A 22,392-nucleotide genomic window follows, 5' to 3' on the forward strand; every position below is an offset into this window, starting at 1 on the left:
GCTCCACGAAAAGACCTAGATCTGTTCATTTCCGGTACAGACCGGGTTGGTCATGATGGGAACAACGTTGCGGTTCAGGCGTTTTTCACCGCCTGCATGTGCAGACTGTTTCGCACGCTGCAATACAAGCGATAAAAGACGATCACTAGGTGAGGAACTATAATGCTGAAGAAGAACAAGCTGCTGACCGGGGTGGTTTTCCCCCTGATGTCTTTTGCGATTGCAGTAGATCCTGCATTTGCAGCGTCCGTTGCAAGCGCAGGCGCGCCTCAATACACGACGCAGCAAGCGGTAACACATACCAGCAATACCGAGATGCTGCTGGCGCAGGCCGAGCCACCTCCGGAAGAACTGCCAAAGAAACGCCAGCAGGAAAAACAGACTGAGCCAGAGCAGCCTAAGGCGGAGCAGCCAAAGGAAGAGGCACCCCGTCCACGTCGCGAGGCAGCACCCGAGGCCGCTCCTGAACCCAGGAGACAGCCAGAGCCAAAGGCAGAGCCTGAACAGCCACGCCCTCGCCGTGAAACCGCGCCTGAAGGTGCAGCCGAGCCGCAAAAGGAGCCGCAGCAGCGCCCACGCCGTGAATCGCAGCCAGATGCCGCACCTGCGCAGGCTGCGCCCGAACAGCAGCAAGAACGTCCACGTCGGCCCAAGCCCGACCAGCAGCCAGCGGCAGAGGGCGAGCAGAAACCTGAGCGTCCACGCCGCGATGCCAAGCCTGACGCCGCAGCCCCAGACGCCGCTCAGCCCGAGCAGCAGCAGGAGCGCCCGCGTCGTCCAAAGCCTGATCAGCCGGCAGCCGCCGAAGGACAGCAGAAGCCAGCAGTAGAGGGAGAGCGTCCGCGCGATCCACAGGCAAAACCACCAGCCGCTAGCGAAGCTGCGCCTGAAAAGCCTGCAACTCCGGGCAAAAAGCCCGCAGCGCCAGAGCCGGATGCCAAGACTGCACCTGTACCGACCGAGCCTCCGACACCAGGTAAAGCACCCGAGCCGAAAGAGCAGCCAAACCCTGCGCCGGGCCAGCAGCCTTCCGAACAGCCGCGCCCACCACGCGCGCAGAACGGCGAGCAGCCGCCTTTGCCGACTGAGCCTAAACTTGAGAATGGTTCAGCTACCGGCCAGGCACCAGCAGGCGAACCCGTGCCCCAGCAGGTCGTAACACCTCAGCAGGAAGCGCCGCCAACCACAAAGCAGGAGCTGGACAAGGCCCGTGCAGTGGCCAAGGACCCATCCAAATCCGCCGATACGGTCATTCTTCCGGTCGACAAGGGCGCTGCCGTTCTTGACAGTGACAAGGAAGCAGAACGGTCCGGCAACCAGCAGTCACGCGATCAGCGTCGCCAGGAGCGTGAAGCCGTTCGGGACTACAAGGTGCCAACATCGGATGCAGAAGCGCAGTCCGCGGCGCGCGGTGACAAGCCCGCCCCACAGATCAATATTCAGGCCATCACCAATATTCAAGGTGAGCGAATCAACCGTCGTCCTGAATACGACCGCCCGGATGGTGTGCGTGAATGGCAGCCCCGTGACATGCCGCGCGGCGGCCCACGGGACCGCGATATGGGCGACCGGGTCTTCCTCCAGTTCGGCGACCGTGTCGTCGTGCGTGGAAATGACGATGACCGCTTCATTCGTGATGGTGCCAAGCCGTATTACGAACGCCTGCCGGATGATCGTTACCGCGAGACTGTCGAGCGGCCCGATGGCACGCAGGTCGTGACTGTTCGCAACCGCTATGGCGATGTCATCCAGCGTTCGCGCATCGATAATCGTGGTCGTGAATATGTGTTGTTCTACGCGCCGGAACTCGTCGATGAGCCGGATCGTGAATATGTCTATCGCGACCCGGGTCTAGACCTGCCGCCGATGCGCCTGCGCATTCCGGTTCAGGACTACATCATCGACACGTCGAGCGACCCAGACCGCGATTATTATCGCTTCCTGGAACAGCCGCCGGTCGAGCCTGTAGAGCGTGTCTACACGATGGATGAAGTGCGTTACTCCGCCCGTATTCGTGACAAGGTCCGCCGTATCGACCTCGACACGATTACCTTCGCAACCGGTAGCGCCGAAATCCCTATGAGCCAGGCACAATCGCTGCGCAAAGTGGCAGACGCTATCAGCAAGGTGCTGAAGAACAACCCTGCTGAAACCTTCCTCATCGAAGGTCATACCGATGCCGTGGGCAATGATGAGAGCAACCTTGTTCTCTCTGACGAGCGCGCTGCATCCGTCGCCAATGTCATGACCGATGTTTACGGCATTCCTCCGGAAAACCTGACGACGCAGGGTTATGGTGAGCGCTTCCTGAAAGTTCAGACGCTCGCACCATCTCAGGAAAACCGCCGCGTGACCATCCGTCGTATCACCTCGCTGGTGAAACCGGTCGCGCAGAACTGACCTGAATCGACGTAATAAAAAACCCGGAAGTCGAAAGACTTCCGGGTTTTTGTTTGTGATGCAGTGTCAGCAGTGCTGTACTCGGTCGCCGTTGCTATCTCAGCCGAGTGCGACTGCGATCTCTGCGGCGAGGCGAGCGTTGTTGCGCACCAGCGCTATATTCGTCTCAAGGCTGCGACCTTCGGTAATCTCGAAGATTTTGGACAGCAGATACGGTGTGACGGACTTGCCGCTGATTTCGTCTTCTTCCGCATGAGATAGCGCGCGCTGGATGTAGATTTCCATCTCTTCGCTGGAAATCTCGTCTTCTTCCGGCACAGGGTTGGCAATCAGCATACCGCCTTCGATGCCCAGCTGTTCGCGGGTGGTCTGGAAGTTTGCGATGGCGGCAGGGCTGTTGAGCGAAAGTGGGCTTTTCAGGCCAGAGGCGCGTGACCAGAAAGCGGGAAACTCGGTTGAGCCGAAGGTGACGACGGGAACGCCCTGCGTTTCAAGAACCTCAAGCGTCTTTGGGACATCGAGGATGGCTTTTGCGCCCGCGCAGACAACGATCACGCCGGTTCTGGCAAGCTCGGTCAAATCGGCGGAGATATCAAAGGTTTCCTCTGCGCCGCGGTGCACGCCGCCAATACCGCCTGTTGCGAAAACCTTGATGCCGGCATGGTCTGCGGCGATCATCGTGGCGGCAACTGTTGTCGCGCCCGTGCGGCGCTCGGCAATGGCGAAAGCGATGTCGGCACGAGAGACCTTCATTGCATCGGTCGTCTGCGCCAGTGCTTCGAGTTCATGCTTTTCTAGCCCGATATGCAATGTGCCGTGGATGACGGCGATGGTTGCCGGGACGGCACCCTGATCACGGATGATCTGCTCCACGGATTCCGCCATCTGGATATTTCCAGGGTAGGGCATGCCGTGCGTGATGATGGTGGATTCGAGTGCGACGATCGGCGCACCGCGCTGTTTAGCTGCGGCAACTTCCTGCGAGTAAGCGATGGACAGGAGAGGAGACTGGGGTTTTGTCATTGTTTTATCCGGGTTTATCCAAACGATCTCTTCACAACATTTCAGCTGCTGGCACAAGGGCCAGCATGGTTTCCATGGTCTGCGCGGTAAGGTCTGGCGATGTGGCATAAGGGGATTGCACGGTGAGCGCCGCGACTGCGGCACCTCGCCGTAATGCTTCGCAAACCGATTGACCGTCTGCGATTGCAGCCAGATAGCCTGATGCCATCGCGTCACCCGCGCCCGTTACATCGCGCACATCTTCGATCAGCGGTGGGTGCAGAATGGCTGTCTCCCTTTCGGAAAAGGCAACAACGCGCCGCGCCCCACTGGTAATGACGCCGCCGCGCAGACCCAGTGATCTCAAATGGTCCGGCCAATCACGCACATCCTCCACATCGGCACCGGTCAATGCACGGGCTTCCGCCTCGTTCATGAACAGCATGTGGATATCAGGCAGCGCAGCTTTCAGCCGGATGGCTTTGGCCGGGGAGATAGCTATGGCCGCCAGCGTTTTCTCGCAGACGCGCGCGGCGATGCCGATGGCGCTCAGCGTCTCCTCGGGCAGGTTTGCGTCACAGACGATGATATCGCACGCCATGATGGCTTCACGAACGGCGCGCACTCGCAAGCGGCGCGGGCTGAACAGCTTGTAGAGGTCCATATCGGCTATGGCGATGACGAGATTTCCATCTCGCTCCAAAATCGCCGTGTAGCTGGGTGTGCTGCGATCCAGAAACGTAAAGGGTGTATCTTCCACGCCCGCCTCGCGCGCGGCAGCGGCGACCGTCTCGCCATTGGAATCGCCACCGCGCGGTGCTATGATCCTCACTTTAAAGCCCAGGCGAGAGAGGTTGCGTGCCGCATTGAACCCACCGCCGCCAGCCTCTTCCATCCACGAGCCGGGATTGCTGGCACCGGCAACGGTGTCCGTTTCGATCATGCCTCGCCGATCAATGTGCGCGCCGCCCAGAACGAGTATTTTTTTCACTGCAGACTTCCTCTTCGGATCGGTGACAGTCGTTCCGATTCGTACATTTCAAGACTTGGAAATGGTATCGTATCAGCCATTTTTCTCACGAGTTGGAAAGAAAAACAAAAGTAGAACAAAGGACTTATCCATATTTGTTTTCAATGTGATGATACCGGCTTGTGACATGAGAACAAATAAAGTACAAAACGGTCATAGAGAGCTTCATTGCCTGTGCGGCTTCAATAACCTAAAGGTGGTTTCCAGATGGCACAAAATTCTTTGCGTCTTGTAGAGGACAAAGCAGTGGATAAAAGCAAGGCACTGGAAGCGGCGCTTTCCCAGATCGAACGTTCGTTCGGCAAGGGATCGATCATGAAGCTCGGTTCCAATGAAAGTATCGTTGAGGTCGAGACCATTTCTACGGGGTCGCTCAGCCTCGATGTCGCACTTGGTATTGGCGGTCTGCCCAAGGGCCGTATCATTGAAATTTATGGACCTGAAAGCTCCGGTAAGACAACGCTCGCTTTGCAGACGATTGCGGAAGCGCAGAAAAAGGGCGGCATTTGCGCCTTCGTGGATGCCGAACATGCGCTCGATCCGGTCTATGCCCGCAAGCTCGGCGTGGATCTCCATAACCTGCTGATTTCGCAGCCGGACACGGGTGAACAGGCGCTTGAAATCACCGATACGCTGGTGCGTTCCGGTGCCGTTGATGTTCTCGTCATCGACTCCGTCGCGGCCCTGACGCCACGTGCGGAAATTGAAGGCGAGATGGGCGACAGCCTTCCGGGTCTTCAGGCTCGCTTGATGAGCCAGGCGCTGCGCAAGCTGACGGCATCGATTTCCAAGTCGAAGACCATGGTGATCTTCATCAACCAGATCCGTATGAAGATCGGCATCTCCTACGGTTCGCCGGAAGTGACGACAGGCGGCAACGCGCTGAAGTTCTACGCTTCTGTTCGCCTCGACATCCGCCGTATCGGGGCGGTCAAGGATCGCGAAGAAGTCGTCGGTAACCAGACACGCGTCAAGGTCGTCAAGAACAAGATGGCACCTCCCTTCAAGCAGGTCGAATTCGACATCATGTATGGCGAAGGCGTTTCCAAAACCGGCGAGTTGGTGGATCTGGGCGTGAAGGCCGGTCTGGTCGAAAAGGCCGGTGCGTGGTTCTCCTACAAGAGCCAGCGTCTGGGGCAGGGGCGTGAAAACGCGAAAACCTTCCTCAAGGAAAACCCGGCTGTGGCGGAAGAGATCGAACTGGCGCTGCGCCAGAACGCCGGACTGATTGCTGAAAAGTTCCTCCAGAATGGTGGACCTGAAGCGGACGCTGATGGTGTTGATCCCGACGCATGATCTGTCTTTGCCGAACGTAAAGTCAGGCAATATTTGAGCGTTTGAAGATCAAAGGTCGTGCGATTGTATCGCGCGGCCTTTATTTGTGTTGTAACCCTGCCCTCTTTGGCTGGACAGGCAGGGTGTCGGACGATAAAAGCCAGTGTTTTTTATGCTATGGCCGCGTGATCGCGTGGAAATGAAGGACTTCTTATGAGCGGTGTAAACGAGATCCGGTCGACCTTCCTCGACTACTTCAAGAAGAACGGTCACGAGATCGTGCCATCCAGCCCGCTCGTGCCACGCAACGACCCGACGCTGATGTTCACCAATGCTGGCATGGTTCAGTTCAAGAACGTTTTTACCGGGCTCGAAAGCCGTCCTTATTCCACGGCTGCGTCTTCGCAGAAATGCGTCCGCGCCGGCGGCAAGCATAACGACCTCGACAATGTCGGCTACACCGCCCGTCACCACACCTTCTTCGAAATGCTTGGTAACTTCTCCTTCGGTGACTACTTCAAGGAAGAGGCGATCACCCACGCCTGGAACCTGATCACCAAGGAGTTCGGTATCGACAAGAACCGGCTGCTGGTGACTGTGTACCACACCGACGACGAAGCCTTTAACCTGTGGAAGAAGATCGCCGGTTTCTCCGATGATCGTATCATCCGCATTCCGACCAGCGACAATTTCTGGGCGATGGGCGATACCGGTCCTTGCGGCCCCTGTTCGGAAATCTTTTACGACCACGGTGATCACATATGGGGCGGACCTCCGGGCTCTGCTGATGAAGATGGTGACCGCTTCATCGAAATCTGGAACCTCGTCTTCATGCAGTATGAGCAGGTGACGAAGGAGCAGCGCGTAGATCTGCCGCGCCCTTCCATCGATACGGGCATGGGACTGGAGCGTATTTCCGCGCTGCTTCAGGGCAAGCACGACAATTACGACACCGACCTGTTCCGCGCGCTGATTTCCGCATCCGTCGAAGCCACCGGCGTTCCGGCGGAAGGTGCGAACCGCGCAAGCCATCGCATCATCGCCGACCATCTGCGCTCTTCTGCCTTCCTCATTGCCGATGGCGTTTTGCCGTCCAATGAAGGTCGCGGCTACGTTCTGCGCCGCATCATGCGCCGTGCCATGCGCCATGCCGAATTGCTGGGTTCACGCGAGCCGTTGATCTGGAAGCTGCTGCCGGCACTCGTTCAGCAGATGGGTCGTGCCTATCCGGAACTCGTGCGTGCCGAAGCGTTGATTTCCGAAACGCTGAAGCTGGAAGAAACCCGTTTCCGCAAGACGCTGGCCCGTGGTTTGACGCTGCTTTCGGATGCGACATCCACGCTCCACAAGGGCGATATGCTGGATGGCGAAACGGCATTCAAGCTCCACGACACCTACGGCTTCCCGCTCGATCTGACGCAGGACGCGCTGCGCGCCCGCGAAATCGGCGTGGATGTTGCAGGCTTCACCGACGCGATGGAGCGCCAGAAGGCCGAGGCCCGTTCGCATTGGACCGGCTCCGGCGACAAGGCAACCGAAACCGTTTGGTTCGAACTCAAGGAAAAGCACGGCGCAACCGAGTTTCTGGGCTACGATACCGAGACCGCCGAAGGCATGGTTCTGGCCATCGTCAAGGACGGCAAGTCGGTGGAGAGCGCTGCTGACGGCGAAACCGTCCAGCTCGTCGTCAACCAGACACCGTTCTACGGCGAATCCGGTGGCCAGATGGGCGATACCGGTATCATCGCGTCCGACGAGGGCACCTTTACGGTGACTGATACGCACAAGAAGGGCGAGGGCCTGTTTGCGCATATCGGCTCCGTCTCCAAGGGTGGCATCAAGGTCGGCGACGAAGTGCAACTCACTGTCGATCACAACAGACGCTCGCGCCTGCGCGCCAATCACTCAGCCACGCACCTGCTGCATGAAGCGCTGCGTGAAGTTCTCGGCACACACGTTGCGCAGAAGGGTTCGCTGGTGGCTCCAGAGCGCCTGCGTTTCGACGTTTCTCACCCCAAGCCCATGTCGGCTGAGGAGTTGAAGATTGTCGAAGACATGGCCAACGAAATTATCCTCCAGAACTCGCCTGTCGTCACTCGCCTGATGAGCGTCGATGACGCCATTGCCGAAGGTGCGATGGCGCTGTTTGGCGAAAAATACGGTGATGAAGTTCGTGTTGTATCGATGGGCACAGGCATTCACGGTGCCAAAGCCAACCGGCCTTACTCTGTCGAGCTTTGCGGCGGCACGCATGTTGCGGCCACTGGTCAGATCGGTCTCGTGCGGGTTCTCGGCGATAGCGCCGTGAGCGCGGGCGTGCGACGTATCGAAGCCGTTACCGGTCCGGGCGCACTTGCTTACCTTGCCGAGCAGGACGAACGCGTCAAGGCGCTGGCATCTTCGCTCAAGGTTCAGCCCTCCGAGGTCCTGACCCGCGTTGAAAGCCTGATGGATGAACGCAAGAAGCTGGAACGCGAACTGGCAGACGCCCGCCGCAAGCTCGCCATGGGTGGCGGTTCGTCAGATGGCTCTGCTGGCGATGTGAAAGACATTGGCGGCGTGAAGTTCCTCGCCAGATCCATGTCGGGTATCGATGCGAAAGACCTCAAGGGCCTTGCCGACGAAGCCAAGACCAGCCTCGGTTCCGGCGTGGTCCTACTGATCGCCGTGTCCGACGATGGCAAGGCCAGTGCCGTCTCTGCCGTAACCGAAGACCTGACGGCTCGCTTCAGCGCCGTCGATCTCGTCCGCACCGCATCCGCTGCTCTCGGCGGCAAGGGCGGCGGCGGTCGCCCTGACATGGCGCAGGCCGGTGGCCCGGATGGTGATAAGGCCGATGCGGCTATTGAGGCGGTTGCAGCTGCGTTGGCCGGTTGAGTTGACGGGAGTGCTGGGAAAGCACTTCATGTCATGCAAAGTGCCGCAATGACGATGGAGATGAGCCAGCATCACACCTCCCTCCGTCATTCCGGCCTTGAGCCGGAATCCAGTCAGACCAAGTCCTTGGTCTGAAAGACCTCTTTTAGCCGCGCAGACGCGCGTCTACTGGACCCCGGATCAAGTCCGGGGCGACGAGAAGAGGAAGCGTCTCGTCAGACAGTCGTTGGGACAAGCCCCAGGGTGACGTTGGATAGGTATCGACTTCAGTCATAACCAAAGTGTTGCACATTCCGATCGTGGTGACTTAAACCACCGCCTGCTGTGCCTTCACAGCGTCGTCATCCAGCTGCGTTGCGCGCTTGCAGGCTGGACGATCTTGGACATCGGCGAGATAATCCACGAAACGCTGGCGTTTTTCGATTGAGCCGAAACGTAGACCAAAGCTGATTTGTGAGCCGATGTAGACGTCAGCTGCCGTAAACTGGTCTCCCGCAATATAACGGTTGGCGTTGAGTGCGTGTTCCAGCGTGTCCATGACATCGCTATACGCGCCGCAGCCTGCCATGCGCTGTTTGTCCGGGCCGATTTCAAAGCCCATGGCTTTGGTGGTCACGGCCATTTCCAGCGGTCCAGCGGCATAGAAAAACCAGCGGTAATAGGTGCCGCGATCCGTGATCGGCGGGGCGAGATTGGCCTGCGGGAATGCGTCTGCAAGGTAGGCGCAGATGGCTGCGCATTCCGTCACCACTGTATCACCGTGTTTGATGGCCGGTACTTTGCCCATCGGGTTAATAGCCTTGTAGAATTCTGACTTCATGCCAGCGCTGTCGTAGCCAAGATAGTGCGTTTCGTAGGTCGCGCCCACTTCCTCCAGCATCCAGCGCACGATGCGTCCGCGCGACATGGGGTTGGTGTAGAATGTCAGTTCGCTCATGATGCCTTCTCCCTCTGATTTTCTGATTTCGAAATTGCATTGCGTCTGCGACGTAATCAAGACAGAGGCCATTAGGCCAAAAGAAAACCCGGCACGAAGGCCGGGTTTCTGTGGTCAGTTGTGAAGGTCGCAGATTAGGCAGCCATGGCCTTCTTGAGGTTTTCATCGATCTTGTCGAGGAACGCCGTTGTGGAGAGCCAAGGCTGGTCCGGGCCGATGAGCAGCGCCAGATCCTTGGTCATGTAACCGGCTTCGACGGTGTCGACGCAGACGGTTTCCAGCGTAGAGGCGAAGCGTGCCAGTTCCGCATTGTCGTCCAGCTTGGCGCGGTGGGCGAGGCCACGGCTCCAGGCGAAGATCGATGCGATGGAGTTGGTCGAGGTTTCCTGACCCTTCTGGTGCTGGCGGTAGTGACGTGTCACCGTGCCGTGCGCAGCTTCGGCTTCAACCGTGCGGCCATCTGGCGACAGAAGAACCGAGGTCATCAGACCGAGCGAGCCGAAGCCCTGCGCAACCGTATCGGACTGCACGTCGCCATCGTAGTTCTTGCACGCCCAGACGTAACCACCGGACCACTTCAGCGCAGAGGCAACCATGTCGTCGATCAGGCGGTGCTCATAGGTGATGCCGACTTCGTCGAACTTCGCCTTGAATTCAGCCTGATAGATTTCTTCGAAGATGTCCTTGAAGCGACCGTCGTAAGCCTTGAGGATGGTGTTCTTGGTGGACAGGTAAACCGGCCACTTGCGCATCAGGCCGTAGTTCATGGATGCGCGGGCGAATTCGCGGATCGACTCATCAAGGTTGTACATGGCCATGGCAACGCCAGCGCCGGGCGCGTCGAACACGTCCTTCTCGATGACCTGGCCGTCTTCACCAACGAACTTGATCGTCAGCTTGCCCTTGCCTGGGAACTTGAAATCGGTTGCCTTGTACTGGTCACCGAAAGCGTGACGACCGACAACGATGGGCTTTGTCCAGCCTGGAACGAGGCGCGGCACGTTCTTGCAGATGATTGGCTCGCGGAAAATAACGCCGCCGAGAATGTTGCGGATTGTGCCGTTCGGGCTCTTCCACATCTGCTTGAGGTTGAATTCCTTGACGCGATCTTCGTCTGGCGTGATCGTCGCGCACTTGATACCGACGCCATGCTTCTTGATGGCGTGAGCCGCATCGACCGTTACCTGGTCGTTGGTAGCATCGCGGTTTTCAACGGAAAGATCGTAATATTCGATATCGAGATCGAGGTATGGCAGGATCAGCTTGTCCTTGATGAGCTGCCAGATGATACGGGTCATTTCGTCGCCGTCGAGATCGACGACCGGATTGGCTACCTTGATCTTTGTCATGAATTCCTCACCTTCGAGAACGATTGCGCCGGGAGGGCGCGATATGCAGAAAATATCCCGTGGCGCTATAGCATCGTGAGCGCGCAACGCAAAGCCATGCACATGCTTTTTTGGTCTTTCTAAAACAACTGGAAGCGCATTGCCAAAACCCAACGGCGAACTAAAGTCTGGCGAATCGCTTCAATCGGTCAGCTCTGCTTCGGGACATCATCATGCGGAAATTTCTGCTCGCCACCGCCGCTACTCTTCTTTTTTCCTGCAACGCCTTTGCGGCAGACCCGACAGAACCGGTCAAGAAGGTGATGGATATCACCGTCAAGAACTGGTCGGGCGAGGCGGATGACTGGAAGTACATTTTCGATGAGGATTTGCTGACGACGTTATTCAGCAAGCAGTTTGTGACGCAGTACCGGGAAGCTTCCAAGAAACCGGCCTCTGATGTTGAAAACAGCGATAAGGGCGATCCCTTCGGCTATGATGTGGTCACCAATTCGCAGGATGGCTGCCCGTTGCAGGACGTTACCATCGCACCTGCACCGCCTAAGGACGGCGTGACTGACGTCACCGTGAAGTTCAAACTTTGGGCCTGCATGGATGAGGCCGAAATGAAGGCGACGGTCGATCAGGTGAATTTCGACGTTGTTGAAGAAGACGGCAAGCCTGTCATCAACGACATCCACCGTGTGGGTGACGAGGGCAGGGATTCGCTGCTTCAGGAAATGGCAAACATCATCAAGGGCGAATAATGCGGTCATCCGCTGCGCGTGCCTTTGATTTGTCCTGAAATCTATGCCAGTGAAGCCTAAAAATCGGAAGGCGAATATGGCAGGCACGAACAGCGAGCTTCAGCTTTTGGCGGAAGGCCCGGCGATCATTTTGGTCGAACCTCAACTCGGTGAAAACATCGGCATGGTGGCGCGTGCCATGGCCAATTTCGGCCTGGCCGAGCTTCGGCTGGTCAACCCGCGGGATGGCTGGCCAAGCGAGAAGGCGCGCTCTGCCGCATCGAAGGCCGATCATGTCATCGATCGCACGCGGGTTTTTGACACGATCGAAGAAGCGACCGCCGATCTGCAATTTACCTATGCGACGACGGCGCGAGAACGTTACGGTTTCAAGCCGGTGCGTGCGCCTGTCGTTGCAGCCGAAACCCTGCGGACAAAATTCAAATCCGGCGAAAAGACCGGCATCCTCTTTGGTCGCGAACGTTGGGGCCTGACCAATGAAGAGGTGGCGCTGGCTGACGAGATCGTAACCTTTCCGGTCAACCCGGCCTTTGCCTCGCTCAATATTGCGCAAGCCGTGCTGCTGATGTCCTATGAGTGGATGAAGTCCAGCATCGAGGATTTGAGCGAAACCTTGTTTGAGCCTCTGGAGCAGCAACAGGCAACGAAGGAACAGCTTTATGGGCTGTTCGACCAGTTGGAAGAGGCGTTGGACGCGCGGGGCTACTTCCGCCCAGAAGGCAAGAAGCAGCGCATGATCGAGAACCTGCGAGCCGTTCTGTCGCGCCGAGCGCTGACGTCGCAGGAAATCAGTGTATTGCGCGGCGTGTTCGGTACCTTCGACAAATACGGTCGGCAGACGCCGCGTGGCAGTAATGGTCCTTATGCCGAGGGGAGCACGAAGGAAGATGACGGCGATAACGCGTGATTCCGTAGACACACTCAAACCGGTGCTTCTTCTCGATAGCGGCATCGGTGGTTTGACCGTTCTGCGTGAGGCGAGGGTACTGATGCCCGAGCGGAGCTTTATCTACGTCGCCGATGATGCTGGCTTTCCCTATGGCGGGTGGGAAGAAAGCGCGCTGACGGAGCGGCTTCTTTCGCTGTTCGCACGGTTGATCGAGACCCATAATCCAGAAATCTGCATTGTTGCCTGCAATACGGCCTTTACGCTGGCAGGTGCGGCTTTGCGGGCAGAGTTTCCAGATATGACGTTTGTGGGCACCGTTCCCGCCATCAAGCCGGCGGCGGAGCGCACCCGTTCCGGCCTCGTCTCGGTTCTGGCCACGCCCGGCACTGTCAAGCGTGCCTATACGCGTGATCTCATCCAGTCCTTCGCCTCGCAATGCCATGTGCGCCTTGTGGGGTCTGAGAACCTTGCGCGCATGGCGGAAGCGTGGATCAGAGGCGAGCCGATTTCCGATGAGGCCGTTCTGGCGGAAATTTCGCCCTGCTTTATCGAGGAGGCGGGCCGGCGCACGGATATCGTCGTGCTGGCCTGTACGCACTATCCCTTCATGGCAAATGTCTTCCGCCGCCTTGCGCCATGGCCGGTGGATTGGCTGGACCCGGCAGAGGCGATTGCCCGGCAGGCGCGGCGAAAGGTCGAGTTGGTCGAGGGTGTGGAGCACCCGGATGGTTTCGACATCGCGATTTTCACATCCGGCCAGCCGGATTTCAACACGCGACGCCTGATGCAAGGCTTCGGTTTGAGAATCGCCGCTCCAGCACCGTGAGTGTTGTATTTCTGCATTATTCTTGAATATCGGTTGCAATTCGAGATTGAACCTCTTGTTTTGCGAAAAAAGCTGTGGCACAAAACTCAAGCTCGCAACTCAAACATCAGGAGGCGTCTAATGACTACATTTATGCATACACGCCTTTCTGGCGCAGCACGTAAGATGGTACCGGTCCTTACCGGAATTATTGTACCATCCTACCGATAAAGGTCTGTCAATCCGGCCTTTTCTCTGCCTATAGGCATTTCACACACTAACTCGTCGCAAACGCCTCTGTCGTCGCATATCTGCGCGTCCGTCGCTTTTGCGCGTCTTTTCCATCACGAAAGGACCTGGTCGCTTGATCGCGCCAGGACGGATTTCCTATGTCTCATGAACAATCTTTGCGTGTAAATGATGTTTCGAAAGCAGTTGATGATCTGTTCCAGCACTTCGGTGTATGGACGACATTCAAAGCCATGCTGGTCGTTGCCTGGAAACACCGGCAGGCAAGAGTGCATGTCTCGCACCTGTCGGATCACATGTTGCGTGACATCGGCCTTCCAGTCAGCAAATATCGGTCTGAAAAGCCGTTGATACCCCCCTGGGTCCCACGCTTTTGAGGGGATCGCCTCCTCGGCAGTCATTCTGCCGGGGAGGCTTTCAAGTGATGAAGCCGAAGTTTTGAGATTATCTATGCAGATTTCCATACACAAATTGTCTGCCTCAGACGCTAACGACTATCGCGACCTTCGTCTGGAAGGCTTGGTTGCTCATCCGGAAGCCTTCGGAGCTTCGTTTGAAGATGAGGCCGTGTTGTCGGTCAATGATTTCGCTCAACGCCTCGACCAGGGAAACGTTTTTGGCGCTCGCCGCACCGATACGAATGCTTTGGTGGGAGCCGTGGGCCTTCGCATCTCGACGGCCTCGAAGACCAGACATAAAGGTGCGATCTGGGGCATGTATGTGCGACCAGAGACGCGCGGCTCGGGCATCGGTGCTGCTCTCATCAAACACGCACTGGACTATGCCAAGCCGCTTGTTGAAGAGGTGACCATCATCGTCGGAGCATCGAATATTGCCGCCCACAAACTCTATATCAAGATGGGGTTCGAGCAGTATGGATTTGAACGGCGGGCGTTGAAAATCGGGCAAACCTATTACGATGAGGTGCTGATGGCGGTGGTTCTCAATCCGCCCACCGGGCAGTGACGGCCTAAGGTTGACCGCATCGATTGACATGCTTTCGACTTGGTGGCTTGCTCCGCATTATCATCACAAGGGGATATCATCATGCCGATTGAAAACTGGCTGGCCTTCGTGGCCGCATCCGCTGTTATGCTCGCCATTCCCGGGCCGACGATCCTGCTGGTTATCTCCTATGCGCTCGGCCATGGCCGCAAGGCGAGTTCGGCGACGGTTGCTGGTGTGGCGCTGGGCGATTTTACCGCGATGACGGCGTCCATGCTGGGGCTGGGCGCGCTACTGGCAACATCGGCGGCTCTGTTCACGGTGCTCAAATGGGTTGGTGCCGCCTATCTGATTTATCTCGGTATCAAGTTGTGGCGTGCGCCGGCGGGCGGCGAGGGAGCTCCAGAAAATGCTACGGCCAAGGAACGGCCGCTTAAAATCTTCCTGCACACCTATATCGTCACGGCCTTGAACCCCAAGAGCATCATCTTCTTCGTGGCCTTCCTGCCGCAGTTTTTGACGCCATCGCTGCCATTCTGGCCGCAGGTGATGATCTTCGAAGTGACGTTCCTTGTGCTTGCCACCTGCAACGCGGCCCTTTATGGGTTGCTGGCAAGTGCGGCCCGCAATTCCATTCGCAAGCCAAAAGTCCAGCGCATCGTCAACCGTACAGGCGGCAGTCTGTTGATCGGGGCTGGCCTGTTGACCATGGGTTGGAAGCGCGCCGCCGGTTAAGACCGCCGCAAACCTGTGTGGCATCCTATTGGATAAAAACAAAATGGCAGTGCCGCACATCTTTCTCGCCCTCATTACTGTGTTTTTGTGGGGCTTCAATTTCGTTGTCATCAAGGTTGGCGTCATGGATATGCCGCCCTTGTTTCTGACGGCGTTGCGGTACTTCTTTGCCGCTGTTCCACTGATCTTCTTTCTGCCGCGTCCCAAGGTGCCGTGGAAACACATGATCGTCTACGGCATGGTCATGGGCTGCGCGCAGTTCGGGCTTTTGTACACTGCCATCAAGTGGGGGTTGCCCGCCGGGTTGGCGTCGCTGGTCATGCAGTCGCAAGCGTTTTTCACCATGGCACTGGCGGTAACGCTGCTGGGTGAAATCCCGCTGAAATCTCATATTGCAGGTGCCGCCGTTGCCTTCGGCGGCCTGGCCGTCATTGGTCTTGAGCGCTTGAACATTACCGCTATGGTGCCGCTTCTGATGTGCGTGGGCGCAGCGTTCAGCTGGGCCATCGGCAATATAGTCAATCGCAAGGTCGGGCGCGTCAATGCCGTGTCCTTCATCGCTTGGACTAGCCTCGTGCCGGTGCTGCCGCTTGTCATCCTGTCGTTGGTGCTAGAAGACCCTCAAGCCATCGCAGACGGGCTTACCCTTGCGTCGCCGATGACAGTGATGGTGGTGATCTACATGGCCTACGGCGCAACCATCGTCGGCGCTGGCATCTGGAGCTATCTGCTGTCCCGCTATCCGGCGGGAACGGTCGCACCTTTTTCGCTGCTGGTGCCGATCGTCGGGTTTTTGGGCGCTTACTTCGCTTTCAATGAGGAAATAACGCTGTTTGAAGTCATTGGCAGCAGCCTTGTCGTTGCAGGTCTGGCGCTCAACGTCTTTGGCAGGCGCATTTCCTTTGCGGGTTTCCGGTCTGCGCGTTCGTAATGTTCAATTCCCTGTGCATTGTCTTTATCAGGCAGGGAAATGACCGAAAATTTTGCTAAAGGACGTGTTCGCCGTCTTCTCGGAGAATCGGCCATATCCATTCACAGTGCAGGGAAGCTTTGACATTGCAGGTCGGTATCGACATGGGAACTCTATCGGGCGGGCAGGCGGCCAAGCTCGATATAGAGGAATTGCTTGCCACGCGTCTGCTGGTGCAGGGCAATTCCGGTTCTGGTAAATCACATCTGCTGCGTCGCTTGCTGGAACAATCCGCACCGTGGGTCCAACAGGTCATCATCGATCCCGAAGGCGATTTCGTTACGCTGGCCGATAAATTCGGCCACGTGGTTGTCGATGGAGAGCGCACCGAAGGTGAACTCGCGGGCATCGCCAACCGTATCAGGCAGCATCGGGTCTCATGCGTTCTGACGCTTGAGGGTCTCGATGTGGAGCAGCAGATGCGCGCCGCCGCCGCTTTCCTCAACGGCCTGTTCGATGCTGACAGAGAGTTCTGGTATCCGGTTCTCGTCGTCGTGGACGAAGCGCAGATGTTTGCGCCATCCGTGGCGGGCGAGGTGACGGAAGACGCCCGCAAGATGTCGCTGGGTGCCATGACCAACCTGATGTGCCGTGGCCGAAAGCGCGGTCTGGCTGGCGTCATCGCCACGCAGCGTCTGGCAAAGCTTGCCAAGAACGTCGCCGCTGAAGCATCCAACTTTCTGATGGGCCGCACTTTCCTCGACATCGATATGGCGCGCGCGGCAGATCTCTTGGGCATGGACCGCCGTCAGGCGGAAATGTTCCGCGATCTTCAGCGCGGCAACTTCGTGGCACTTGGACCGGCGCTGTCTCGCCGCCCGTTACCGATTATCATCGGTGCGGTGGAAACATCGGCACGCTCGTCTTCGCCGAAGCTGATGCCGCTGCCCGATTCGCCGCAGGACGTGGAAGACCTGATCTTCACGCCCGACCCTGAAGAGTTTACCCGTGGCCCCGTGCGCCGCACGCCGCCTGCACCGCGTCCAACCACGGATATTCTGGCGGAGCTTTCGCGCTCCACGCCGGCTATCGGTGGGCCGGAGCCGCAACAACAGCCGCAGCGCAGCAGCCAGCCGGATATGTCACCGGAAGAGCGGACCGAGAAGATTTCGGCCGTACTTTCAGAAATCATGGATGACCCGCAATCGGCCTATCGCACCGATGCCGTGCTCTATCAGGAGTTTCTGGTGCGCGCCCGCATGCGCCGCATTCCCGGTACGCCGATGGCGCTTTCTGAATTCCGGCGTCAGGTGGCGATCACCCGCTCGGGCGTGGATGTGGAAGTGGCGGCAAGCGAGGACTGGCAGAAAGCACTGGAGCTTTCAAAGAACGTCTCCGACGATTTGCAGGGTGTTTTCCTTCTACTGGTCAAATCCGCGCTTAAAGAGGAACCTTGCCCGTCTGACGCGCGTATCGCTCGCGCTTATGGCACGCATTCCGCCCGTCGCGCGCGCATGTTGCTTGGCTACTTCGAGGAGAAAGAACTCGTGGTCGTCCACGCAGATTTCTCCGGCAAGCGCATCGTAGCGTTTCCTGATCTGGACGCCAAAACCGCACCCGGCGATGCGGATGCGGCTGATGATGTTGCTAAGCTGGCGGCTGAGTAATGCATGAAGGCGGCTTTCGCCGCCTCCACATATGACCTTACTCTATCGCTTTCGGTTCCTTACGCGTGGCAACCAGCGAACCCACAACACCCGTCACCAAGATGGCAACCGTAACACCCAGTGAGACGGCAGGCGGTATTTTCGCGATGCCCAGCATATCCGCCAGAAAGATTTTCGAGCCGACGAAGACCAGAACCGCAGCCAGCGCATATTTCAGATACGCAAAGCGGTGGATCAGGGCAGCCAGTGCAAAGTAGAGCGCACGCAGGCCAAGGATCGCGAAGATGTTCGACGTGTAGACGATGAACGGGTCCGTGGTGATCGCAAAGATCGCCGGGATCGAATCGACCGCGAAGATAAGGTCGGCAATTTCCACCATGATCAGCGCCAGGAAGAGCGGCGTGACGAAGGTCTTCAGTTTACCAGTTTTCTCGTCGACTTCCTTGACGATGAATTTTTCGCCATGCAGCGCATTGGTCACTGGCAGGTGACGGCGCAGGAACTTCAATATTTTGTTGTTGCCGATATCGTTTTCATCATGGTCCGACGAAAACAGCATCTTGAGGCCGGTGAAGACCAGAAACGCTGCAAAGATATAAAGTACCCAGTGGAAGTTTTCGACGATCGCTGCTCCTGCTGCGATCATGATGCCACGCAGAATGATCACGCCCAGAATACCCCAGAGCAGCACACGGTGCTGGTACTGGCGGGGAATGGCGAAATAGGAGAAGATCATGGCGATGATGAAGATGTTGTCCATCGCCAGGCTTTTTTCGACCACGAAGCCGGTGACGTATTCCATCGCCGATTGCTGGCCGGACTGGTACCAAATCCAGCCACCGAAGGCCAAGCCGATACCGATATAGAATGTGGACATCAGCATGCTTTCGCGAATGCCGATTTCCTTGGAGTTTTTATGGAGAACACCCAAGTCGAGGGCCAGAAGACCCAGTACGAGGGAAATGAAGACGGCCCACATCCATGTGGGCGTGCCGAGAAAATCCGAAAAGAGGAATTCCATGAGTCAACCTTTGGCCGGACGAGGTTGGCTTTACGGATGGGGAACGCATGACAGAAATAAACGTGGCCCCAACCTTTAAAAACTCGACATCGCGTATTGTCCGGTAATACGCCAGAGGGGCCCGAGTTCTGATCACGGACGGGAAATAATGTGGCGCAACTGCATTTCAAGGGTGATAGCGATAAAAAATGAGATAGGCGTGTTTGACAAATTTGTGAGATGTGTCTAGAAGCCGCTCAACACCGGGCAGCAATGCTCGGTGTATTTAGTTGGTTGCCCTGTGGTTCTTGAACGACGTTCGGCAATCGACATCACCGACATGTCCCGTGGCTTCTCCGTACGCAAATGTGAGAAACCTGTCAGAGGTCCTAAAACGGGATCTCAGAGGAGGGCGTGTTTCCTTGATCCGGTTTGGCAACAAACCGGTGTAACGTTCTGAAAGGAAATACGATGAGCAAGCGCGAATCGTCTAAGTATAAAATTGACCGCCGCATGGGCGAAAATATCTGGGGTCGTCCTAAGTCCCCAGTAAACCGCCGCGAATACGGCCCAGGCCAGCACGGTCAGCGCCGCAAGGGCAAAATGAGCGACTTCGGCACGCAGCTGCGCGCCAAGCAGAAGCTCAAGGGCTATTACGGTGAAGTCCGTGAAAAGCAGTTCCGCGCAACCTACGACGAAGCAAACCGTCGCAAGGGTGACACTTCCGAGAACCTGATCGGTCTGCTCGAGTCCCGTCTGGACGCGATCGTATACCGCGCAAAGTTCGTTCCGACCGTTTTCGCTGCTCGCCAGTTCGTCAACCATGGCCACGTCACGGTTAACGGCGTTCGCGTCAACATCGGTTCTTACCGCTGCAAGCCAGGCGACGTTGTTGAAGTTCGTCAGAAGTCCAAGCAGCTCGTAACCGTTCTCGAAGCCGTTGCTCTCGCAGAGCGTGACGTTCCTGACTACGTCGAAGTTGACCACAACAAGATGGTCGCGACATTTGTTCGCGTTCCTGCTCTTGCTGACGTGCCATACGCCGTCGTCATGGAACCACACCTCGTGGTCGAGTTCTACTCGCGTTAATCTGCCTGTAGCATCCATTGAAAAAGCCGCCTTTCGGGGCGGCTTTTTTGTTTGTAGATTTCGCGTTTTACTCAACGTCATCCTAGGGCTTGTCCCTAGGATCTAAACACGTTGAATGTTGGGGTTCGTTAGATCCTATGGACAAGCCCTAGGATGACGAAATAGAGGTTGCGCTCTGTCAACCCGCAGCCACCCGCTTGGCTATCAACCGATCGATCAGCGCGGCATCCAGCTTGTCATAGCTGTCGATCACCACATCAGGTCCAAGCTCAGCCATGGGCACATCCGTATAACCGAACGTGACGCCAACGGATGGAATGTCGGCATTCTTGGCGGAAGCGATGTCGTTCAGGCTGTCGCCGACCATCACGCTTTTGGCGATGTCGCCGCCTGCCTTCTCGATTGTGCCGGTAATGTGGCGGGCATCGGGTTTGCGCCACTCGAACGTATCGCCACAGGTAACCGCTGCGAAATGGTGGCTGAGGCCGAGTTTCTCCAGCAGTGGAATTGCCAGAACCGTTGTCTTGTTGGTGCAGACAGCCAGTGTGAAACCGGCTGCGGTCAATCTGTCGAGCGCCGATATGATGCCGGGGTAGGGTATGCTCTGCCCAGGCATCTGTTCGAGGTAATGGGCGAGAAAGCGCTCGTACAGCGGCTCCAGATCGGCGTCGGAAAGCTCCTTGTTGCGCAAGGCGAAAGCCCGCTTGATCATTACGCGCGCGCCATGACCGACCAGATGCTTGAGGTCTGCATAGGTCGTCGGTGCAAGATCGGCTGCGGCAATGGCGTAATTCAGGCTGTCGATGAGATCGGGGGCGGTGTCGACCAGTGTGCCGTCGAGATCGAATATGACGAGGGGAGATGTCAAGGAATGCCTCATGATGAACTGACTATGTCCGTCAAGGCTAAGCAAAGGCGCGGGCTTTTGCAACGAAACCTTTGGACGGTTGCTTGTCGCTATTCGAAAGGGCTTCCGTTTGCTATTCGACCCGTGTAAACAGCACGCCAGCATGGGGTCCGAAAGCCGGATCGACGCGCTTATCGAGTTAGCACACCGGAGTTTGCAGCCGAATGGATGCCCGCCAAATGAAGATCAAGGCCGCAGAAGCGGCGTTGTCCTATGTCGAAGACGGAATGCGTCTCGGTATTGGTACGGGTTCCACAGCAGAGGAATTCGTCAGGCTTCTCGCGGAAAAAGTATCGGCTGGTCTCAGAGTTCAGGGCGTTCCGACGTCAGAGCGCACCGCACGTCTGTGCGTTGAGCTGGGCGTTCCACTGAAGTCGCTGGACGAGTTGCCGGAACTTGATTTGACCATCGATGGTGCAGACGAGGTCGACCACGGCCTGCGTCTCATCAAAGGCGGCGGCGGTGCTTTGTTGCGCGAAAAAATAGTCGCGGCTGCTTCGTCTCGCGTCATTGTGATCGCGGATCAGACCAAGGTCGTGGAAACGCTTGGCGCGTTCCCTCTGCCTATCGAGATCAACATTTTCGGCCAGGTCGCAACCTGCATCGCAATCGAAAAACTGGCAGCAAAGCTGGGCCTTTCGGGCGATTTGAAGCTGCGTTCTCTGGAAGACGGTCCCTTCAAAACGGACGGTGGACACCTCATTTTCGACGCATCTTTTGGCCGTATTCCTGATGCAGAAGCACTGGCACGCGAGCTGAACACCATACCCGGTGTTGTCGAGCACGGACTTTTCATTAATCTGGCATCGCTTGCCATTATCGCCGGGCCTGATGGCGCCCGCGTAATGCAGGCGAAAATATAACAGGAGCGAGAGATTTCATGATCAAACTTGCGGGACTAGGCAAAGCTGCCGCTGCTTCGATCCTCATTTCCGGTATCGTATTCGGCACTGCCGTTCGCGCACAGGAAATCTCGGAAGAGCATATCGCTGCTGCAAAGCAGGCTATCGGTACGCTGGGTGTGACTGACCGTTTCGATGACATTCTGCCGGGTCTCGCAGAACGTTTGAAGGCCGAACTTATTCAGGCTTCGCCGAACGTTCAGGACGCGATCACCGCGACCGTCGATACGAAGGCGCTGGAACTTGCTCCACGCCGCGCCGATCTGGAGCGTGAAGCTGCCCTGACCTATGCGCGCGCTTTCTCGCTGGACGAGTTGAAGGCGATCTCCGCTTTCTACGGCAGCGAAGCAGGCAAGAAGTTGCTGAAGGATGGCCCGATTGCGACCCGCGAACTGATGAAGGCTGCCGATATCTGGGCCGCTGGCATCAACCGCGATCTCAACACGTCCAGCATGGCCGAGCTTCAGAAGGTTGCCGGTGCTGATCTTCAGCCGCTTCCAGCCAACAATTCCAACGTCGGTGGTGCACCGGGTGCATCCGCAGCGCCTGCACCTGCACCTGCTGCAAAGCCCAAGCCCTGATCTTTTGATCTAGCTTCAGAATTATTCAAAGCCCGGATTAAACTCCGGGCTTTTCATTTATGCGGCGCAACACCTATATGGGTGCGACACCATCAGA

At 57.2% G+C, this 22,392-nt stretch carries 20 protein-coding genes; 14 read left to right on the forward strand and 6 right to left on the reverse strand.

Going from position 1 to position 22,392, the window contains the following annotated elements; genetic code table 11:
* Window positions 1-162 precede the first annotated feature (162 nt).
* The gene (locus tag CPJ18_RS14995; protein ID WP_103659216.1) at window positions 163-2,400 is read left to right on the forward strand and encodes an OmpA family protein; all 2,238 of its coding nucleotides are present in this window, start codon (window positions 163-165) and stop codon (window positions 2,398-2,400) included.
* 99 nt (window positions 2,401-2,499) lie between these two features.
* On the opposite strand, the gene CPJ18_RS15000 is transcribed toward CPJ18_RS14995, so the two are convergent.
* Together CPJ18_RS15000 and CPJ18_RS15005 are read right to left on the reverse strand one after the other, a co-directional pair.
* Window positions 2,500-3,423 (reverse strand): pseudouridine-5'-phosphate glycosidase, encoded by a 924-nt coding sequence (locus CPJ18_RS15000; RefSeq protein WP_103659217.1) that lies wholly within the window; start codon window positions 3,421-3,423, stop codon window positions 2,500-2,502.
* A gap of 31 nt (window positions 3,424-3,454) precedes the next feature.
* The gene (locus CPJ18_RS15005) at window positions 3,455-4,393 is read right to left on the reverse strand and encodes a carbohydrate kinase family protein (protein WP_103659218.1); all 939 of its coding nucleotides are present in this window, start codon (window positions 4,391-4,393) and stop codon (window positions 3,455-3,457) included.
* Between the two features lie 246 nt (window positions 4,394-4,639).
* Between CPJ18_RS15005 and recA the strand changes: the two genes are divergently transcribed.
* Entirely contained in the window at window positions 4,640-5,728 is a 1,089-nt protein-coding gene (recA, locus tag CPJ18_RS15010; RefSeq protein ID WP_045230325.1) for a recombinase RecA, read from the forward strand.
* A gap of 192 nt (window positions 5,729-5,920) precedes the next feature.
* The gene (gene alaS / locus CPJ18_RS15015; protein ID WP_103659219.1) at window positions 5,921-8,584 is read left to right on the forward strand and encodes an alanine--tRNA ligase; all 2,664 of its coding nucleotides are present in this window, start codon (window positions 5,921-5,923) and stop codon (window positions 8,582-8,584) included.
* A 307-nt stretch (window positions 8,585-8,891) separates the two neighbouring features.
* Here the strand turns inward: alaS and CPJ18_RS15020 are convergent, their stop codons facing one another.
* Together CPJ18_RS15020 and CPJ18_RS15025 are read right to left on the reverse strand one after the other, a co-directional pair.
* A complete protein-coding gene (locus tag CPJ18_RS15020; RefSeq protein WP_103659327.1) occupies window positions 8,892-9,521 on the reverse strand; it encodes a glutathione S-transferase family protein in 630 nt (209 codons plus the stop codon).
* Window positions 9,522-9,655: 134 nt separating this feature from the next.
* Window positions 9,656-10,870, reverse strand: coding sequence for an NADP-dependent isocitrate dehydrogenase (locus CPJ18_RS15025; protein ID WP_077121094.1), 1,215 nt, complete (start codon window positions 10,868-10,870; stop codon window positions 9,656-9,658).
* 212 nt (window positions 10,871-11,082) lie between these two features.
* Between CPJ18_RS15025 and CPJ18_RS15030 the strand changes: the two genes are divergently transcribed.
* The 8 genes from CPJ18_RS15030 to CPJ18_RS15065 all read left to right on the forward strand — a co-directional run bounded on the left by CPJ18_RS15030 (window position 11,083) and on the right by CPJ18_RS15065 (window position 17,816).
* Window positions 11,083-11,616, forward strand: a complete 534-nt coding sequence (locus CPJ18_RS15030) for a hypothetical protein (RefSeq protein WP_167397911.1) — start codon at window positions 11,083-11,085, stop codon at window positions 11,614-11,616.
* A 76-nt stretch (window positions 11,617-11,692) separates the two neighbouring features.
* Entirely contained in the window at window positions 11,693-12,523 is an 831-nt protein-coding gene (locus tag CPJ18_RS15035; RefSeq protein WP_103659329.1) for an RNA methyltransferase, read from the forward strand.
* Window positions 12,504-13,331 carry a glutamate racemase gene (murI, locus tag CPJ18_RS15040; protein ID WP_103659220.1) on the forward strand — a complete coding sequence of 276 codons (828 nt, stop codon included), beginning with the start codon at window positions 12,504-12,506 and terminating at the stop codon, window positions 13,329-13,331. Before CPJ18_RS15035 ends, murI begins: the two co-directional genes overlap by 20 nt.
* A 368-nt stretch (window positions 13,332-13,699) precedes the next feature.
* The gene (locus CPJ18_RS15045; RefSeq protein WP_103583959.1) at window positions 13,700-13,936 is read left to right on the forward strand and encodes a DUF1127 domain-containing protein; all 237 of its coding nucleotides are present in this window, start codon (window positions 13,700-13,702) and stop codon (window positions 13,934-13,936) included.
* Window positions 13,937-14,009: 73 nt separating this feature from the next.
* Complete coding sequence (locus tag CPJ18_RS15050) at window positions 14,010-14,525, forward strand: GNAT family N-acetyltransferase (protein ID WP_103659221.1); 516 nt, start codon at window positions 14,010-14,012, stop codon at window positions 14,523-14,525.
* 81 nt (window positions 14,526-14,606) lie between these two features.
* Complete coding sequence (locus CPJ18_RS15055) at window positions 14,607-15,239, forward strand: LysE family translocator (RefSeq protein WP_077106731.1); 633 nt, start codon at window positions 14,607-14,609, stop codon at window positions 15,237-15,239.
* Window positions 15,240-15,282: 43 nt separating this feature from the next.
* Complete coding sequence (locus tag CPJ18_RS15060) at window positions 15,283-16,170, forward strand: EamA family transporter (RefSeq protein WP_103659222.1); 888 nt, start codon at window positions 15,283-15,285, stop codon at window positions 16,168-16,170.
* A gap of 125 nt (window positions 16,171-16,295) precedes the next feature.
* On the forward strand, window positions 16,296-17,816 hold the full coding sequence (locus CPJ18_RS15065) for a helicase HerA domain-containing protein (protein WP_167397917.1): 1,521 nt from the start codon (window positions 16,296-16,298) through the stop codon (window positions 17,814-17,816).
* A 37-nt stretch (window positions 17,817-17,853) separates the two neighbouring features.
* Here CPJ18_RS15065 and CPJ18_RS15070 read toward each other — a convergent pair whose 3' ends face one another.
* On the reverse strand, window positions 17,854-18,837 hold the full coding sequence (locus CPJ18_RS15070; RefSeq protein ID WP_103659223.1) for a TerC family protein: 984 nt from the start codon (window positions 18,835-18,837) through the stop codon (window positions 17,854-17,856).
* Between the two features lie 450 nt (window positions 18,838-19,287).
* Here CPJ18_RS15070 and rpsD point away from each other — a divergent pair, with 450 nt between their 5' ends.
* Window positions 19,288-19,905 carry a 30S ribosomal protein S4 gene (gene rpsD, locus CPJ18_RS15075; protein ID WP_067643402.1) on the forward strand — a complete coding sequence of 206 codons (618 nt, stop codon included), beginning with the start codon at window positions 19,288-19,290 and terminating at the stop codon, window positions 19,903-19,905.
* Window positions 19,906-20,083: 178 nt separating this feature from the next.
* Here the strand turns inward: rpsD and gph are convergent, their stop codons facing one another.
* Window positions 20,084-20,785: a phosphoglycolate phosphatase gene (gene gph, locus CPJ18_RS15080; RefSeq protein ID WP_103659224.1), complete on the reverse strand. Its 702-nt coding sequence runs from the start codon at window positions 20,783-20,785 to the stop codon at window positions 20,084-20,086.
* A gap of 191 nt (window positions 20,786-20,976) precedes the next feature.
* Here gph and rpiA point away from each other — a divergent pair, with 191 nt between their 5' ends.
* Both rpiA and CPJ18_RS15090 read left to right on the forward strand, forming a co-directional pair.
* Complete coding sequence (gene rpiA / locus CPJ18_RS15085; RefSeq protein WP_103659225.1) at window positions 20,977-21,675, forward strand: ribose-5-phosphate isomerase RpiA; 699 nt, start codon at window positions 20,977-20,979, stop codon at window positions 21,673-21,675.
* A gap of 17 nt (window positions 21,676-21,692) precedes the next feature.
* A complete protein-coding gene (locus CPJ18_RS15090) occupies window positions 21,693-22,295 on the forward strand; it encodes a DUF2059 domain-containing protein (RefSeq protein WP_103659226.1) in 603 nt (200 codons plus the stop codon).
* The last annotated feature ends 97 nt before the right edge of the window (window positions 22,296-22,392 follow it).

It is taken from the genome of Agrobacterium rosae, assembly GCF_002915175.1.
Lineage (GTDB): Bacteria > Pseudomonadota > Alphaproteobacteria > Rhizobiales > Rhizobiaceae > Agrobacterium > Agrobacterium rosae.